The following is a 15738-nucleotide window of genomic DNA, read 5'->3' as shown; positions in this document are numbered from 1 at the left end:
GATCATGATGGCAATTAATACCGGGTGCCTCAAGATGGCGTTCCTCTTTTTCTGCTCTGTTGGCTACGGCTTTTGTTGGGTAAATTATACACTTTGCGTCAAGAATGATAAAAAGTTAATTAGCGATTACTTGAAGTTTCTGTGATAGATTCATGCGCTTACGAAAATCGTAGCCCTGCGCTTCAAAACGCATCAACTGCTGGTAGTCGAATATGTTGTCTAACATATAGACGACTAGTTTTGAATAATCCTCTCTAAGCTCATCTTTATTAACCGAGTCATCATTAATTGTCATACCCTGTAAATCGTAGAAGAATAAGCGCATTGATCCATCGGGCAAAGCGGCAAACGATATGCTGTCTCGTGACAGGACGATTCCCGATTGTGTGAGCGTGGCGATATCGGCGCCAAAACCAGTGATATAGGAAGAAATATCTGAAAAATGTTCAATATGAGAAAGTGGACCGTGTGTATATGTCTGTGTTCCATCCTTGCCGCCAAAGACCTTAAAAGGAAGGTTAGAAAATGGTGTCATGCTTAGTGCTGGTAATTCCCGACCGTTTATAGTAGTGGTTATTATTTCGTATTCAGGAACAGTGAGAAGTCCTAATTCAGATAGTAGTTTCGCGTTTTCGGGTTCTTGTAATACACTGTTCCATTTCTCTGCCTGTGTATCGGGATCGTCAATACTATTCGGTATCGCCAGCGCCCTTCTTTTTCCATTAATGATTGCGTCAAATACTGTTTTTGAGCCGCCTTCGCCAAGCAGACCCGAAATAATAAAATCTGTATCATCGATTTCTCTTGGTTGGATATGTTCATGTGGCATATTTGGATATTATAACAGATAGACATAAAAAGTCAATAGCAGACTCAAGACAGAATTGACGTACATAGCGAAATAGTGTACACTCTCTAGGAGTAATACATTAATCAAAGAGTTGTAAGAAAAGGAAGAAATCACACATGCTAGCAATTCGTTTGCAACGGTTGGGTCGCAAGGGCTATCCGGTGTACCGCCTGGCAGTACAAGAGGCGCAGCGCCATCCATCAAGCGGTCGCGTGGTCGCGTATGTCGGCAGCTACAATCCACACACTAAAGCAGCAAATATTCAGGCTGAATTAGCACAGAAATATTTGGACAATGGTGCCCAGCCAACACCGCGTGTTGTTAAGTTATTGAAAGAAGCTGGCGTCGCCTTGCCAAAGTGGGTTAAAGAGCCAGCTGCTGATAGGCGCAAAGCCATCCGCAATCCAGAGAAGCTTCGTAAAAACCAGCCAAAAGAAGAGCCAGTTCAGTCAGATACTGATGAGTCAGGCGCTGAATAATACGACGTGATAAACTGAGACATTTCCCGCCCGCGATGAGGGCGGGATTTTCTTGACAATGGAGGGCTTAGTCGCGTATTATTTGAGGTAATAGTACAACGAAGTAACATGAACATAATAGGGGGTTTATGAAATATTTACAACGACGCGGGCGCTTGCTGCCGACGCTAACAACAGGGGTTATGATGCTTGGTGTTGGTGGCGCGACGCTACTGGCGATGACGCAGCCAGCGAAAGCTGATCCAATTAACAATACTGATTTTGTCGTGACGATTGACACCATGAAGCCGGGCGTATCAAATACCGATCAATTTACCATACCGGTAACGGGTGGGGGATACAATTATACGGTCGACTGTAACAATGACGGCATTCCTGACGCTGTGGGCGTGACAGGTAGTCACACCTGTACATACAGCGACGAGGGTCGTCACACGATTCGTATCGGCGGTACATTCCCGCAGATTTATGTAAATAATGCCGGTGATCGTTTGAAAATTATGTCAGTTGACCAGTGGGGAACGGGCGCGTGGCGCAGCATGGACTCGGCGTTTCGGGGCGCTGAGAATATGGACGTCAAGGCGACTGATGTGCCAAATCTCACGAACGTAACGAGCTTACAGAGCATGTTCGACACGGCTCACTCGCTCAAGGGTGAGGGTGCCAACTGGCAATGGAATACATCAAATGTGACAACAACTGCTAATATGTTCCATGGCGCCGGACAGTTTAACCAAAACATCGGTTCGTGGAATGTGGGAAATGTGACGAGTGCTGGCCATATGTTTGCGTATGCGGGGGCGTTCAATAACGGTGGCAGTTCGTCGATTGCCAGCTGGAATACTGCAAAACTTGAATACGCTGATAGCATGTTCGAGTGGGCAAATTCGTTCAATCAGCCGATCGGGCTGTGGAATATGACGAAGGCACATGCTATGGTGCGGATGTTGGCTAATGCGCGGGCATTCAACCAGTCGCTGGCTGGCTGGCAACTGACCTCGCTGCAGGATGTTACGGGTAATCCGTATGCTGGCGGGGCGAATATGCTTGATAATACGGCGCTATCGGTGCAAAATTACGATGCAACACTGACTGCCTGGAATAATGCAGTACTCAAGTCACCAGTGACGCTGGGTGCGGCTGGCCTGAAATATTGTACGGCGGAGGCGGCGCATGCAGCACTGCAAAAGGCAGTGGCCGATGGTGGTCACGGCTGGACGATCAATGGCGATGCCAAGCAGTGCCCGACCTACACGCTGACGTTTGATACCGGCTCAGGCTCACCGGTACCATCCCAAACGGTCGCCTACACTGCCAAAGCGGTGCGGCCGGCTGATCCGACGCGAGCTGGCTATACCTTTGCTGGGTGGTACGCTGATCCAACTTATCTGATGCGGTGGGACTTTAACGTCCATACGATGCCAAATTCTAACTTCACGCTATACGCTAAGTGGAACGCTGTGCCAACGGCGCCGGGTAATCCAGGTGCTCCTAGCCAGCCGGGTCAGCCGAGTCAACCAGGGCAGCCGGGCGCTTCGCAAGGCCGAGCGGGCAGTCAACTAGCTGATACTGGTACGAGTTTGCTGGTAGCGATCGGGGCTGGTGTTGCTGCCATCATCAGCGGTGCAGTGCTGCTGATGCGGAAAAAACGTTCATAAAGATCCAGAGTATCTGAGGCGACTTGTGCTATAATTGCTCCTATGAACGCTCAAGAAATTCGCCTCAAATACCTCGACTTTTACAGCAAACAGGCTCATGCAGTCATTAGGCGCGCGCCGCTGATTCTAACCGATGACCCGACAACACTATTTACCGGTGCGGGCATGCAGCCAATGATCCCGTACCTGCTGGGTGAGCCACACCCTGAGGGCAAGCGAATCGCTGATTCGCAGACATGTTTACGGGCGCAGGATATTGATGATATCGGTGATAACCGCCACACGACATTTTTTGAAATGCTTGGCAACTGGAGCTTGGGCGATTATTTCAAGAAAGAGCAGATCAATTGGATGTGGACGTTCTTGACCGAAGAAATTGGGCTCGACCCGCAGCGGCTATACGTGACATGTTTCATTGGTGCGCCGGAATATAATATCGCCAGGGATACTGAAGCGGCCGAGTTATGGCAGCAGAAGTTTGTCGAAAAAGGCATCGAGGCTGGACTAGCCGATATTGGTAGCGAGGAGCAGGGCGCAGCGCGCGGTATTCATCCGGGTGAGCGGATTTTCTTTTATGATAGCAGCAAGAACTGGTGGAGTCGTAATGGTGGGCCGGAAACTACGCCGATTGGTGATCCGTGTGGGCCGGATAGCGAGATGTTTTATGAGTTTGACTTTATCGAGCATGATCCGAAGTTTGGCGAGTATTGTCATCCGAACTGCGATTGTGGTCGTTTTATGGAGATTGGCAACAATGTCTTTATGGCTTACAAAAAGGTGGCGGACGGTGTGTTTGAGCCACTAGAAAAGCCAAACATTGATCATGGCTCAGGCCTGGAGCGAATTGCGGCAGCGGCTAATAACGACCCGGACGTTTTCAAGATTAGCTTGCTATGGCCAATCATCGAGAAATTGCAGGATTTGAGCGGCAAACAGTACGCTTCACATACCGAAAGTATGCGGGTGATCGCTGATCATCTGAGGGCTGCTACCTTTATGGCGGTCGATGGCTGCGTGCCGAGCAATAAGGAGCAGGGTTATGTGATGCGCCGCTTACTGCGCCGGGCGATTCGCTATAGTTTCGATCTGGGAATTGAGCAGAATTTCCTCGAGGAAATCGTGCCGGTGATTGCTGATTTGTATGAAGCAGATTTCCCAGAGGTTAAGGAAAACCGCGAGAGTATCATCGCTGTGCTGGTCAAGGAAGAAAAAGCCTTCCGCCAAACGCTGCGCAAAGGCTTAAAGCAGATGCAGCATTATATCGACGATGGCTTAACTGGCGAAGAGCTATTTACGCTATATGATACGTTTGGCTTTCCGGTGGAGCTGAGTACCGAGGAGGCCTATAAACAAGGCATCAAGCTTTCTGATAATTGGCGCGCTGAATTTGATGCGCGAATGGCTGAGCAGCGCCAACGCTCCAAGACAGCACGCAAGGGGCAATTTAGCGGCGGCCTGGAGGGTCACGATCCGATTCATTTGAAATATCATACGGCGACGCACTTGTTGGGAGCAGCGCTACGCAAAGTCCTCGATGCACCGGATTTGCAACAGCACGGCAGCAATATCACTGCTGAGCGCCTACGCTTTGATTTCAATCACGATAAATTGACGCCAGAGGAAAAACAGGCAGTAGAAGATCAAGTCAATGCTTGGATCGACGCTGATTTACCAGTCAGCTTTGCCGTCTATCCGACTGACGAGGCGCTGAATATGGGCGCAATCGGCGCCTTTGGCGAGCGCTACGGTGATGAAGTGAAAGTTTATTCTATCGGCGAGGGCGATAATGTCGTTAGTTTCGAAGTTTGCGGCGGCCCACACGTCGAACACACTGGCGTCTTGGCTGAGGGCGGTAAGCGCTTCACCATCACTAAAGAAGAGGCGAGTGCTGCTGGGATTCGGCGGATTAAGGCTGTTCTTAGTGAGGGCGCTGCAGACGCTTCTTGATTGTAGTTTTGTATAGAGGTAGGATATCGTGGGCTAAAGGCGTTATCTATCAAGCTGCTCCAATATAGCAAACGGGTCGTTGTCTGTACGAATTGTCTCGCTGAGCCGTTTGCAGGCTTGAACTGCGCGATCAGTTATTGTGTCTGGATTAGTCTGGAGAAGGTGTCCGTGCGTCGTTGATGGACTAATTATTGTCTGGGCATCAACTACACCGGTATACGGGTTTACGACAACGGTGAGGGTATCTTTGATTGCTTGCTGTCCGACTTCCCCTAGAATTTTACTATTGCGCAGTACATATCGCTCTTTGGTGCGTGGTTTTGAGGTGGATTTTGACCGCGTCCTTTTATATATAGCATCAATCGCGACCACATCGGTCATTCCAAGCCCAACAGCTGGTTCAAAAAATTCACTACAAAAACGAGTAAGACGATCTTTCTCTATCATGGGGATTTCATCAAGCAACTGCCACATGGTGTTGTCACTAACCTTACGTGTGGGGTTTGTATAGTATTCGCTTGTGCGGATGGAGTCGACTCCGCCAAGGGCGGCCACGATATCTTCATTACTAAGGAGGCCTGTCCAGGTTGGTGTATGCTTTGGCCGAACGAGCCGTCTTCCGAATTGACCTTCCCGTAGCTCAAGGTCAGCGGCAAAGGCTAGGCCGCTGGCGATAAGTTCTCTCAGAGCAGCTAGGTGCAGTATCGTATCCTTTTCGCGATATGTGCCTGTGATGTGTACAGCACTGGGTGTACAGGTATTGTTAACAGTATCAGCATGTAATCCGATAATTTCACGTTTTAAGGTATCACGCTGCTCGGCGGACAGTTTGCGTGACGCAGTGTATGATAAAGTGTCACCATCATGACGGAATGCAGAATACATAATATGTATTATACAACTAAATAATATTTTGTCAAAACTAGCCAATCCACACCCAAATGGTATATAATCATAAAGACTATGGTGTTAGATAGGCTTTTCAAGAAGACATACAAAGATGAACACCAGTACCTGGTCGGTCTCGACATTGGTACGGAGTATATTAAGGCGCTGATCGCCGAGATCAAGGATGATGATATCGAGATCATCGGAGTTGGTCGGGCGCAGCAGAATCTGGGCGACATGCACCAAGGCGCGATCGCTGATATCGCTGGTGTGGTGACCAATTGCGAGGCGGCACTGACCGAGGCTGAGGATAAGGCCGGTGTTCAGGCCAAGCGGGTGATCATCGGTATTGCCGGTGAGCTGGTCAAGGGCGTGACCAACACAATTCGCTATCGCCGGCCGCAGCCCGATAAACCACTGGATGTTGCCGAGATGGAATTCATCATTGAGAAGGTACAGGAACGAGCACAGGGCAAGGCGCAGGCGCAGATTGCACTGGAAACTGGCAACGAGGACGTCGAGGTGAAGCTGGTTAATTCAGCACTGGTCAGCATTCATATTGATGGCTACAAGGTGTCAAACCCGATCGGTTTTCAGGGGCGGGACGTCGCGGTACAGATTTATACGGCATTTGCACCAATGGTACATATCGGGGCGCTGGAAAAGGTGGCCGACGAGTTAGCGCTGGAGCTAATCGCCGTGGCGGCCGAACCGTTTGCAGTCAGCCGAAGTGTGCTCGGTACAGATGCGAATTCTAATTTTACGGCGATCTTGATCGACTGCGGTGGTGGCACGACTGACATTGCGGTCGTCAATGACGGCGGCGTTGAGGGCACCAAGATGTTCGGCATCGGTGGGCGGAGCTTTACGCGGATGATTGCGACGGACCTTGATCTGGGTTATAAAGAGGCGGAAAAGTTGAAGGTAAATACTGATAATGGTTACATCAAACCAACCCTCAAGCGCAAACTTGACGAGGCAATTGATAAAACACTTGAGGTATGGCTGTCGGGCGTTGAGCTGGCACTCGGTGATTTTGACAGCGTTGATCATTTGCCGAACCGAATTTTGCTGTGTGGCGGTGGCGCGAGCTTGCAGCAGCTGGTTGATGCACTCGCCAATCAGCCGTGGTACAAGGAACTGCCGTTTACGAAAAAGCCAACCATTCAGCATATCAAGCCCTCTGATGTCATCGGTATCACTGATACGACCGGTGATATCACGGATCACACATTTATCACGGTGATGGGCCTGCTGCGGGTTGGGTATGATACAATGGTAAGTAATCAAGACGCTCATGGCTTGATGGATAAAGTTAACCGATTACTTAAAATATAGATGAATAAAGATGTTATTTACATTGACGTCGAAGATGATATCACTGCCATTGTTGGCAAGATAAAGGCGTCAAAGGAGCGAATTATCGCACTGGTGCCACCCAAGCGGGTTGGCGTGCTGCGTAGCGCGGTCAATATGCGGCTGATCGCTCGGACGGCCGCGTCGGTTAATAAGCGAGTCGTACTGATTACTGGTGATACGATTCTGTCTGGCTTAGCGGCGGCGGCCAAAATTCCAGTGGCCAAGACGCTCCAGAGCAAGCCAGAAATGGCCGAGGTACCGGTACTGAAGGTGGACGACGAAAATGACGTCATCGACGGGCGCGAGCTACCGGTTGGCGAGCTAGAAAAGAGCGCGCAACCTGTTGATGAAACGGATAAAGCGATTGATTCAGCCATCGCTGATTCATCCAAAAAGCAAGACGACGAGACCTCAAAACCGGCGGATAACGCCAACAAGAGCAAGACAGCGCCAAAAGTCCCGAACTTTAATCTATTTCGTAAAAAGTTTCTGCTGATCGGCGGCGGTGCGCTGCTACTTATTGGATTTTTGGTATGGGCGATTTGGTTTGCGCCGCATGCGCGAGTGATTATCACAGCTAAGACAACAACGGTGACGGTAAATAAGAAAGTAACACTCAGGACTGACGGGGTGACTGACCCGACCGCTGACGTGATTAAAGCGCGCCAGCAGGAGCAAAAAGTAGAACTATCCGTTGAGTTTTCGGCGACTGGCAAGAAGAAAGTCGGTGAGCGGGCTAAGGGTAAGTTGCGTATCGCGACCGACTCGATCAGCCTGCTGGACAAGACCGTTCCGGCTGGCACCTCGATTCGTACGAGCGGTGGGATGACCTTTACGACCGATAGCGCGGTGACGTTTAGTCGCTCCAATGCCTCAGGCTCAACGGTCATGGTGACAGCTGCAAATATCGGGGCGGAATATAACGGTGAAAGCGGCTCGGTATCGGGAATGCCATCAGGGGTCAATGCTGCCCTCGTTGGCGAAACCTCAGGGGGCAGCAGTCGTGAGGTGACGGTGGTCAGTAGCGATGACGTTAAGCGCGCCAGTGATTTATTGAACGAAAAAAAGGCCGACTCTCTTCGCGCTAAGGTCGAGCAGTCATTTGGCGGATCAACCACCATTATTAAGGGAAGCTACCAGGAGCAGCGTAGCACGCCAACTCCAAGTGTTGCTGTTGACAGTGAAGCGACCGGCGCGGTGACACTCAAAACGGTGGTGACTGCCTCAATGGTTGGTATCGAAAAATCAGAGCTAAGCACCTACCTCAAGGCGACCGCCAACAAGGAGCTAGAGGGCAAGCAGTCGCAAAAGATCTATAAAGATGGTGTTGATAGCGCGCAGTTTGCGCAGTTCAGTGGCCGGGGCGGTAACTTCATCGCTCATATCACCGCCAATGCCGTCGTCGGTCCAACCATTGATGAAGAAAAGGTCAAAGAGCAGTCACGCGGTAAAAGTTATGGCGACATTCAGTCGGCGCTCGAAGCCATCAAAGGTATCGAAAATGTTGATGTGAAATTCTCTCCGTTCTGGGTGCGCACCGTACCAAATGATACCAAACGAATAAGCATCGAATTTAAGCTCAATGAAAGCTAAAAACTTTCTAGCGCTAGATGTGGGCGAGAAGCGGATTGGTTTAGCTATGGCCGATTCACAGGTGCGGATCGCGGTACCGTTTGGCTGGGTGGCTAATGACGAGCGGGTCATGAAGGAGCTGGCAGAGATCATGTTGCGGCACGATATCTCGCTGGTAGTGGTCGGCTATCCGCGTAATCAGTCCGGCGAGCCAACACAACAAACAGAGTTCGTGGTCGATTTTGTTAGGCGGCTGGGTCAGCTGGACATTGATGCCGAGATCGCTTATCAGGATGAGTCGCTAACCAGTGTTCAGGCCGAACAGCGCCTAGCTGGCAAGATCAAAGATAAAGGCGACATCGATGCCGAGGCAGCGAGTATTATTTTGCAAGATTATTTGGAGGTGCACGGATGAAGAAAATGAAGATCAAAAAACGGCGGTTGTGGCTCATTATCGTATCGGCAGTTGTCGCGGTGGCGGGTGTGGTGATACTTGGCAGCGTCATTTGGTACAAACAAATGCTTCGTCCGGTCAACGCCGGGGCGCGGCAAAAAATTAGTGTCGAAATCGCCAGTGGCGACACGGCACAGGTTATCGCCAAAAAACTTGAAGATAAAAAAATTATTCGCAGCGCCTTTGCCATGACGATTTACCTCAAGTTAAATAACGTTACCGGCACCTTCAACAAGGGCGTGTACAGCTTTACACAAGATCAAGATGTGGCGTCGGTGCTTAAGCATTTACTCGGTGGCAAACCGGATCGGCGTTCGGTACTATTTTATCCAGGGGCAACACTACGCGACAAGACCTCGACTCCCGCTACTCAAAAGACCGATGTAGCCAGCGCCCTCAAGCGCGCTGGCTACAGCGATGAGCAAATTACAGCCGCCTTCGCCGCTACGTATACCGGTGCGGTCATGAAAAGCAAGCCAGCGACCGCCGATCTCGAGGGCTATATCTATGGCGATACGTACTTCTTGCCGTCAGACGCCACCGCCCAGCAGGCCTTGCAGCGGGCCATCAGCGAGCTAGACCGGGTGGTGGCTGAGAATAATCTCGAGAAAAAATTTGCGGCGCGAGGGCTGTCGCTGTATCAGGGCTTGACGCTGGCTTCGATTGTTCAGCGCGAGTCAATTGGCTGCCCGGGTAAAGCGACCTGTGAGGATATGCGGCGGATTGCCAGCGTGTTTTATAACCGTCTGAAAAAGGATATGCCACTCGGGTCAGACGTGACCTATCATTATGCCGCCGATAAGGCTGGCGTCGCTCGCTCGCACACGCTTAATTCACCGTACAATACGCGCATTCACAAGGGGCTGCCGCCTGGGCCAATCGCTTCGCCTGGTCTCGCGGCACTGAATGCTGCGGCCGATCCAGCCCAGGAGGATTACCTTTATTTCTTGAGCGGCGACGACAACATAACTTATTTTGCGAAGACCGAGGCTGAGCACAAAGCGAACATTACCGCCCACTGCGCCAAAAAGTGCCAGTTGCCATAGTTGCCCTCGGCAAATCGCCTATGCTATACTAGGAGTACAGTTAATTCCAAGGAGGGGCAGTATGTCAACGATAGATCAGCAATTTGTAGAATACGTAGTAAAGGCGCTGGTTGGGCATCCAGAAGATGTCGTCGTCGAGCGTTTGATTGACGAAAAAGGGGTGTTACTCACGCTGACGGTCAACCCAGAGGATCTCGGTCGGGTCATCGGTAAGCGTGGCGGTACAGCGCAAAGTCTGCGGACGCTGCTCAGGGCATTGGGGACGAAAAATGATGCGCGCTACAACCTGAAAATCGTCAATAATGATGGCTTTACAAGCGCCAAGCAAGCTACGACTGCCGCTTCAGATGATAACACTGTGGACAACTCAACAGATGAGACTGTGGAAAATAGCTCTTCTTATGCAGAAAATGCTCGAAAAGAGCTTGCAGAACTGGACGACCTTGATATATAATCATAACTAGTTCAAGCACAGACAATATGCGAGAACAGCTCTATGCGAGCAATGGGTAACCATTGAGAGCCTTATTTGTGCTAAAAAACCGCCTGGCTAGAGGGCGGTTTTTTGGTGGTTTCTATGTGGGCGCGGTATAATTAAGAATATGCGAAAATTTCAAGTTATTACCCTGTTCCCCGAGATGTTTTCTGAAGTCTTTGGAAATTCAATGATGTGGAAGGCGCAAAAAGACGGCATCGTTTCGCTCGAGACGGTGAACTTGCGTGAATTTGGCCTGGGGTCGCGGCAGCAAGTCGATGATACGCCATATGGCGGTGGCGATGGGATGCTACTAATGATTGAGCCGTTGTGGCGGGCGGTGGAGTTTGCGAGGTCGCGAGATGAGAGCGCAAAGGTTGTCTTGATGAGCCCGCGCGGTCGACGCTGGCGACAGGCGATGGCGCGTGTGGCGGCGGATGATAGCCGGGGACTCATTATAATCTGTGGGCGCTATGAGGGCGTTGATGAGCGCATTATGGAATTGGTTGATGAGCAGTGGAGCATCGGTGATTTTGTGTTGACTGGTGGCGAGCTGCCGGCAATGACCATCATTGACTCGATCGTGCGGCTGCTGCCAGGTGTACTGGGCGGTGAAACATCAGCGGAGATTGAGAGTTTCTCAGACGGCGAAACACTAGAGTATCCGCAGTACACTCGGCCGGAGGTATTTAATGGCCTGTGGGTGCCGGAAGTCTTGCTGAGCGGGCATCACGGCAAGATCGCCGAGTGGCGCGAACAGCAGTCGCAAAAAGCGGCTGTCGATTAGGCGGATAGCAGCGACTCTTGTTCGTAGTCATTGACAGCAGGGGCTGCTAATGCATTGGCTTTTGCGACGAACTCCTCGAGGTCAGCTAGCTGTTCGGGTGGCATATTTCTTGGATCGTCTCCATAGGCATGACGTAAGGCCGATACGGCTGTCTTACCGAGGCGGATCTCTGATGCCTTTCGCTGAGATCTAGAGCTGGTTTCTGCTATAAGGTCAAAGCTGGGCTGGGCATTGATAATTCGTAGTTCTATGTCACTAATCTGCTGTTGAATATAGTGATTGCGCTTCTTGGCGCCAAGGAGGCCTTCAACAATGGTATTCGCCACGATATGAAGGTGATTTTTGACATAGGTCTTACGATCTTCTCCATCCAGCGTTTGCCCGAGCGAGAGTAACTTATCATACAGCTCACCTCGTTTGCGCATTAGTGGCTCGAGCCTTACGAGAGTCGAGTAAGGGAGGATATCGCCATGAGTGGTGGCAAGTAATCGGATGCTTTCCGGTAAGCGTTGAAATCGTAGCGCAGTACTAATGATACCCTCGCTAATACCGGTCATCATAGACAGTCGCCTGTAGGTCGGCTGTGCCCCTTCTTTATTCTCGAGGTAGGCGTGTAGTTGCTCGATATATTTGGCGGTTTCAGTAGGCGACACTTTCTCGTGCGTATTCTCGCGCACTTGAGCAACGAGTGCTTCCTCAAAGGTAATGCCACGGCGAAGATTGACATTTACTAGGGTGCACTCCGGCGCAATGCCATGTTGGCTCAGTAACTGCTCGATAGCGCGTTTACGACGATGCCCAGAGATTAGGATGACGTAGTTACCATCATCATCCGGTGTGAGATTATCGATTGACTGAGATCCTTTATGAAACGCAGCGTGTTCCTTGAGGTATTGCTCCGCCTCCTCTGGTGTGAGGCAGGCGGCTAGGAGAGGATTGTACATATCGAACCAAGTATTACCGTCTTCCTCGTGAACGATTGAAGTCGCTAGTTCAGTGATTGCCCCTGGATCATAGGTTTTACGAATCTGCTCAATTTCGTTAATAGCAGGTAATGGTACGGGTGCGGTATTTTTTGGACCAAACTCAACAAACCCTCTCGACTCACAATGTTCTTTCATATTGTTACTATAGCACGTATACGCTATATATAGCGTTGTGATTTATCCAACAACGGAAAATACCGCTACATACTCGTAACGGTATTTTGTTGTGGTGGATATCGTAGAGCGAAAGAAACGTCAGTAGTGTTTGTTTTTGTATCGTTCGCTTGTTGTTACTGTACGTGTTTTTAGTAAAAAAAGCAAGCGTTTTGGTAAATAATACAACAAGCTTGAGCTTTTTAGAGCGGAGCGGTATACTATATCTATGAAGAAAACATCAACCAAACGACCAATATCAGTCGTGCAAATTGTGCGGTTAATCGTTGCCGGATATATTCTCGTCATCGTCTTGAGCCAGCTATTTTCGTTTGATAAGTTTCCATCAATGCTCGCTGGATTGCCGAGCGTGATGGCGGCAGTGTGCGCCATCGTTCTCGTTGTCGCAGAGATTGGGGCGTTGCCGTTCCTGCTGGCCATGGATATATCGGCTAGATTGAGAAAGGTCAGTGCCATGATGGGCATCGTGGCGCTACTACTGTTGACGCTGCTAGAAAGCATGGCGTTCTGTCACGGAGTGTCAATGATATTTGGGGCGACGTTTGACCTGCCGGGCGGTAGCTGGTCGCTCCTGTTTCTAGCTGGCGTGTGGATTTTGGCGATATGGGCAAGCGGTTTCGGCCAGGGCGCGACAACCGCGGTAAAACCTCAAAAAAAGTCAGCTGACCACCAGGCTCATGCCAAACCAAAGCGTAAGAAAAAAGATTGACAAAACGTCAATCCTTTTTCTTGGCTGGGGATGAGGGATTCGAACCCCCGAATGCCGGGACCAGAACCCGGTGCCTTACCACTTGGCGAATCCCCAATGCGTGTCTGATTATACTACGAATGGTAAAGCGGCGCAAGCTGGCGGGTTGAGCTCAGGGTTTGACGCCGACGCCCAGCAGGGTATAATGGGGCTTATGGATATCTCATGGATGGTGAAAATTATTGCCGACGGGCTGGTGATCCCGGTGGTGTTGATCGGGATGTATACGCTCATCCGACATGTACCGCGAGGCCGGCGCTATCAAGTGTATATGCGAGTGTTGATGGCGGGATTGACGGCATTTGTGACAGCGAAAATTATCGGGTTACTGTATCAGCCATCAGGTCTCCGTCCGTTTGAGCTAGCGGGCGTGAGCGCCGGCGCCTCGTTTTTGGATAATCCGGGCTTCCCGTCTGATCATGCTCTATTCACTATGGCCATCACGTTGGCGGTGTGGTTCGGCGCGAAGTGTCGAGGGTGGGCCGTGGCCTGTTTAGTGATGACGCTGCTGGTCAGTATAGGGCGGGTGGTGGCGCTGGTGCATACGCCGCTTGATGTGGCTGGGGGGCTCATTATTGCCTGGGTGGGTATATTCTGGTACATGCCATTGCGACGGGCGTCACGCACTGCAAAATAGGGTTGCGGTTTTATCAAATTACTGCTATAGTTGTATCTATTGTGAAGTGGTTTGAAAAAGTTTTTCACGAGGAAGAATCAGACTATATGTTTCCTGTGACGCCGGCGGTGTTCTGGCGAGTTGTCGTCAGCGGTATGGTTGGCGGTGTCGTGACATGGCTGATTGCCCTGGCGCTTGATCGCTTTATCCTAAAGCAGATTATTTGCGGTCCGACGGCCGACCCGTCAATGTGTACAAACAGTGCGCAAATCGGTGCCTACGTTGCGCTGGTATTGGTCAGCGTTATGCTCGTACCAATTATCGCCCTCAATCGAGTTCGGCGGCCGCTGCTCGTGGTGCTCGCGGCGGTTGGTGCACTGTGGGGTGTTGGCGTCTCGACTGCCGAGGCGTGGTGGTTATCGTTGATAGTGACAACCGTGGCGTTTGGCTTCGTATACGCAACCGCAATGTGGCTGAACCGGATCCGCGGCAACGTGGCGGCGATTATCTTTTTGGCTATATTCGTCCTGCTGGCGCGAGTTGTCTTGTCTCTGTAATCCCTGTACACTAAGAGTATGGAAATCATTATCATTATTCTCTTAGTTATTATTGTTATGGGTTTGGGCGCGACGTTGTTTGTGCTGCAATCAAAGCTAGGCGAGCTGAAGCAGCAATCCTCAGTCGAGCTCATTAAAACTGACGTAGTGGAGCTGGGGCGGACTATCGCCAAGCTAAATGAATCAGTCAGTGACAAACTCGAACGCAGTAACGCTCAGGTACAAACCTCGGTGCAAAAGCAGCTGTCGGAAAGTGCCAAGCTGGTGGCGGACGTGACACAGCGGCTGGCGAAGTTGGATGAGACGAACAAGCGGGTGGTTGACGTGGCGACTGACCTAAAAACCCTGCAGAATGTCCTGCAAAACCCCAAGCAGCGCGGCGTGTTCGGCGAGTTTTATCTGGAGAGTGTGCTGGATAACGTGCTGCCCGCCAAGCAGTTTCAGATGCAGTACCGATTCAAGGACGGCGAAATTGTTGATGCAGTTATCTTTCTGGATAAGGGGCAGATTTTGCCAGTGGACAGTAAGTTTAGCTTGGAAAATTACAACCGGATGATTAACGCCGAGACCAAGGCTGAGCGCGAGCTGTGGCTGAATAAGGTGAAGGCTGATCTGAAGGGGCGCATTGACGAGACTAGCAAATATATTCGCCCGCGGGAGAACACTATGGATTTCGCCTTTATGTTTATCCCCAGTGAGTCGCTGTATTATGACCTGCTCATCAACAATGTTGGTACGGGCAGTTCGAGCCGCGATTTGATTGAATATGCCTTTCGTGACAAGCGCGTGATTATCGTCAGCCCGACTAGCTTTTTGGCGTATTTGCAGACGGTGCTGCAGGGCCTGAGGAGTTTACAAATTGAAGAGCAGGCCAAGGATATTCAAGTGCGTGTCGGTCAGCTGGGCGTGCATATTAAGAAGTTTGATGAGCTACTGACCAAGATGGGCAAGAGTCTCAGTACTACAGTTGGGCACTATAATAATTCGTACAAAGAGCTGGGTAAGATTGATAAAGACGTGGTGCGAATCGCTGGCGGCGAGCAGCAAACGCAGCCGGAATTAATCGATCGACCGGCACAGGAAGATTAACGCAAAAAATATCCCGCCAAAAGAGGCGGGATATCGTTATGGTAGAACTATGA

At 50.5% G+C, this 15738-nt stretch carries 16 protein-coding genes and 1 tRNA gene; 13 read left to right on the top strand and 4 right to left on the bottom strand.

What is annotated here, in order from left to right; all coding sequences use genetic code 11:
* Positions 1 to 115 precede the first annotated feature (115 nt).
* Positions 116 to 829, bottom strand: coding sequence for a hypothetical protein (locus tag GWK76_02780; protein ID QHU92229.1), 714 nt, complete (start codon positions 827 to 829; stop codon positions 116 to 118).
* 137 nt (positions 830 to 966) lie between these two features.
* Between GWK76_02780 and rpsP the strand changes: the two genes are divergently transcribed.
* The 3 genes from rpsP (at position 967) to GWK76_02765 (ending at position 4934) form a co-directional block, all read left to right on the top strand.
* A complete protein-coding gene (rpsP, locus tag GWK76_02775) occupies positions 967 to 1329 on the top strand; it encodes a 30S ribosomal protein S16 (protein QHU92228.1) in 363 nt (120 codons plus the stop codon).
* A 128-nt stretch (positions 1330 to 1457) separates the two neighbouring features.
* Entirely contained in the window at positions 1458 to 2987 is a 1530-nt protein-coding gene (locus GWK76_02770; protein ID QHU92227.1) for a BspA family leucine-rich repeat surface protein, read from the top strand.
* A gap of 42 nt (positions 2988 to 3029) precedes the next feature.
* Positions 3030 to 4934, top strand: a complete 1905-nt coding sequence (locus GWK76_02765) for an alanine--tRNA ligase (protein ID QHU92226.1) — start codon at positions 3030 to 3032, stop codon at positions 4932 to 4934.
* A gap of 42 nt (positions 4935 to 4976) precedes the next feature.
* Here the strand turns inward: GWK76_02765 and GWK76_02760 are convergent, their stop codons facing one another.
* On the bottom strand, positions 4977 to 5819 hold the full coding sequence (locus GWK76_02760) for a hypothetical protein (GenBank protein ID QHU92225.1): 843 nt from the start codon (positions 5817 to 5819) through the stop codon (positions 4977 to 4979).
* A 78-nt stretch (positions 5820 to 5897) separates the two neighbouring features.
* Between GWK76_02760 and GWK76_02755 the strand changes: the two genes are divergently transcribed.
* The 6 genes from GWK76_02755 (at position 5898) to trmD (ending at position 11515) form a co-directional block, all read left to right on the top strand.
* Positions 5898 to 7160: a hypothetical protein gene (locus GWK76_02755; protein QHU92224.1), complete on the top strand. Its 1263-nt coding sequence runs from the start codon at positions 5898 to 5900 to the stop codon at positions 7158 to 7160.
* Positions 7161 to 8774, top strand: a complete 1614-nt coding sequence (locus tag GWK76_02750; protein QHU92223.1) for a hypothetical protein — start codon at positions 7161 to 7163, stop codon at positions 8772 to 8774.
* The gene (ruvX, locus tag GWK76_02745; protein QHU92222.1) at positions 8764 to 9168 is read left to right on the top strand and encodes a Holliday junction resolvase RuvX; all 405 of its coding nucleotides are present in this window, start codon (positions 8764 to 8766) and stop codon (positions 9166 to 9168) included. The genes GWK76_02750 and ruvX overlap by 11 nt, the downstream gene beginning before the upstream one ends.
* Positions 9165 to 10253 carry an endolytic transglycosylase MltG gene (mltG, locus tag GWK76_02740; GenBank protein ID QHU92221.1) on the top strand — a complete coding sequence of 363 codons (1089 nt, stop codon included), beginning with the start codon at positions 9165 to 9167 and terminating at the stop codon, positions 10251 to 10253. Before ruvX ends, mltG begins: the two co-directional genes overlap by 4 nt.
* 61 nt (positions 10254 to 10314) lie before the next feature.
* Positions 10315 to 10707, top strand: a complete 393-nt coding sequence (locus tag GWK76_02735; protein QHU92220.1) for a KH domain-containing protein — start codon at positions 10315 to 10317, stop codon at positions 10705 to 10707.
* Positions 10708 to 10843: 136 nt separating this feature from the next.
* Positions 10844 to 11515: a tRNA (guanosine(37)-N1)-methyltransferase TrmD gene (gene trmD, locus GWK76_02730; GenBank protein QHU92562.1), complete on the top strand. Its 672-nt coding sequence runs from the start codon at positions 10844 to 10846 to the stop codon at positions 11513 to 11515.
* On the opposite strand, the gene GWK76_02725 is transcribed toward trmD, so the two are convergent.
* Positions 11512 to 12636, bottom strand: coding sequence for a hypothetical protein (locus tag GWK76_02725; GenBank protein QHU92219.1), 1125 nt, complete (start codon positions 12634 to 12636; stop codon positions 11512 to 11514). The genes trmD and GWK76_02725 overlap by 4 nt on opposite strands.
* A 247-nt stretch (positions 12637 to 12883) precedes the next feature.
* On the opposite strand from GWK76_02725, the gene GWK76_02720 reads away from it, so the two are divergent.
* Positions 12884 to 13384, top strand: coding sequence for a hypothetical protein (locus GWK76_02720; GenBank protein QHU92218.1), 501 nt, complete (start codon positions 12884 to 12886; stop codon positions 13382 to 13384).
* A 21-nt stretch (positions 13385 to 13405) separates the two neighbouring features.
* Here GWK76_02720 and GWK76_02715 read toward each other — a convergent pair.
* Positions 13406 to 13480, bottom strand: a tRNA-Gln gene (locus tag GWK76_02715).
* Between the two features lie 4 nt (positions 13481 to 13484).
* On the opposite strand from GWK76_02715, the gene GWK76_02710 reads away from it, so the two are divergent.
* From GWK76_02710 to rmuC, 3 genes are read left to right on the top strand one after another with little or no spacing between them, the layout of a single operon-like run.
* Positions 13485 to 14060, top strand: a complete 576-nt coding sequence (locus GWK76_02710) for a phosphatase PAP2 family protein (GenBank protein ID QHU92217.1) — start codon at positions 13485 to 13487, stop codon at positions 14058 to 14060.
* 41 nt (positions 14061 to 14101) lie between these two features.
* The gene (locus GWK76_02705; GenBank protein ID QHU92216.1) at positions 14102 to 14596 is read left to right on the top strand and encodes a hypothetical protein; all 495 of its coding nucleotides are present in this window, start codon (positions 14102 to 14104) and stop codon (positions 14594 to 14596) included.
* 18 nt (positions 14597 to 14614) lie between these two features.
* Positions 14615 to 15685 (top strand): DNA recombination protein RmuC, encoded by a 1071-nt coding sequence (gene rmuC, locus GWK76_02700; GenBank protein ID QHU92215.1) that lies wholly within the window; start codon positions 14615 to 14617, stop codon positions 15683 to 15685.
* Positions 15686 to 15738: the final 53 nt, after the last annotated feature.

Source organism: Candidatus Saccharibacteria bacterium oral taxon 488 (assembly GCA_010202465.1).
Classification (GTDB): Bacteria; Patescibacteriota; Saccharimonadia; order Saccharimonadales; family Saccharimonadaceae; genus Nanosynbacter.
This window is presented reverse-complemented; position numbering and strand designations above follow the sequence as displayed.

Coding starts and splice junctions, on each gene's coding strand:
- GWK76_02735 (QHU92220.1), top strand. CDS start 10,315: ATGTCAACGATAGATCAGCAATTTGTAGAATACGTAGTAAAGGCGCTG.
- GWK76_02750 (QHU92223.1), top strand. CDS start 7,161: ATGAATAAAGATGTTATTTACATTGACGTCGAAGATGATATCACTGCC.
- GWK76_02765 (QHU92226.1), top strand. CDS start 3,030: ATGAACGCTCAAGAAATTCGCCTCAAATACCTCGACTTTTACAGCAAA.
- rmuC (QHU92215.1), top strand. CDS start 14,615: ATGGAAATCATTATCATTATTCTCTTAGTTATTATTGTTATGGGTTTG.
- GWK76_02780 (QHU92229.1), bottom strand. CDS start 829: ATGCCACATGAACATATCCAACCAAGAGAAATCGATGATACAGATTTT.
- GWK76_02720 (QHU92218.1), top strand. CDS start 12,884: ATGAAGAAAACATCAACCAAACGACCAATATCAGTCGTGCAAATTGTG.
- GWK76_02755 (QHU92224.1), top strand. CDS start 5,898: ATGGTGTTAGATAGGCTTTTCAAGAAGACATACAAAGATGAACACCAG.
- GWK76_02770 (QHU92227.1), top strand. CDS start 1,458: ATGAAATATTTACAACGACGCGGGCGCTTGCTGCCGACGCTAACAACA.
- rpsP (QHU92228.1), top strand. CDS start 967: ATGCTAGCAATTCGTTTGCAACGGTTGGGTCGCAAGGGCTATCCGGTG.
- GWK76_02760 (QHU92225.1), bottom strand. CDS start 5,819: ATGTATTCTGCATTCCGTCATGATGGTGACACTTTATCATACACTGCG.
- GWK76_02725 (QHU92219.1), bottom strand. CDS start 12,636: ATGAAAGAACATTGTGAGTCGAGAGGGTTTGTTGAGTTTGGTCCAAAA.
- ruvX (QHU92222.1), top strand. CDS start 8,764: ATGAAAGCTAAAAACTTTCTAGCGCTAGATGTGGGCGAGAAGCGGATT.
- mltG (QHU92221.1), top strand. CDS start 9,165: ATGAAGAAAATGAAGATCAAAAAACGGCGGTTGTGGCTCATTATCGTA.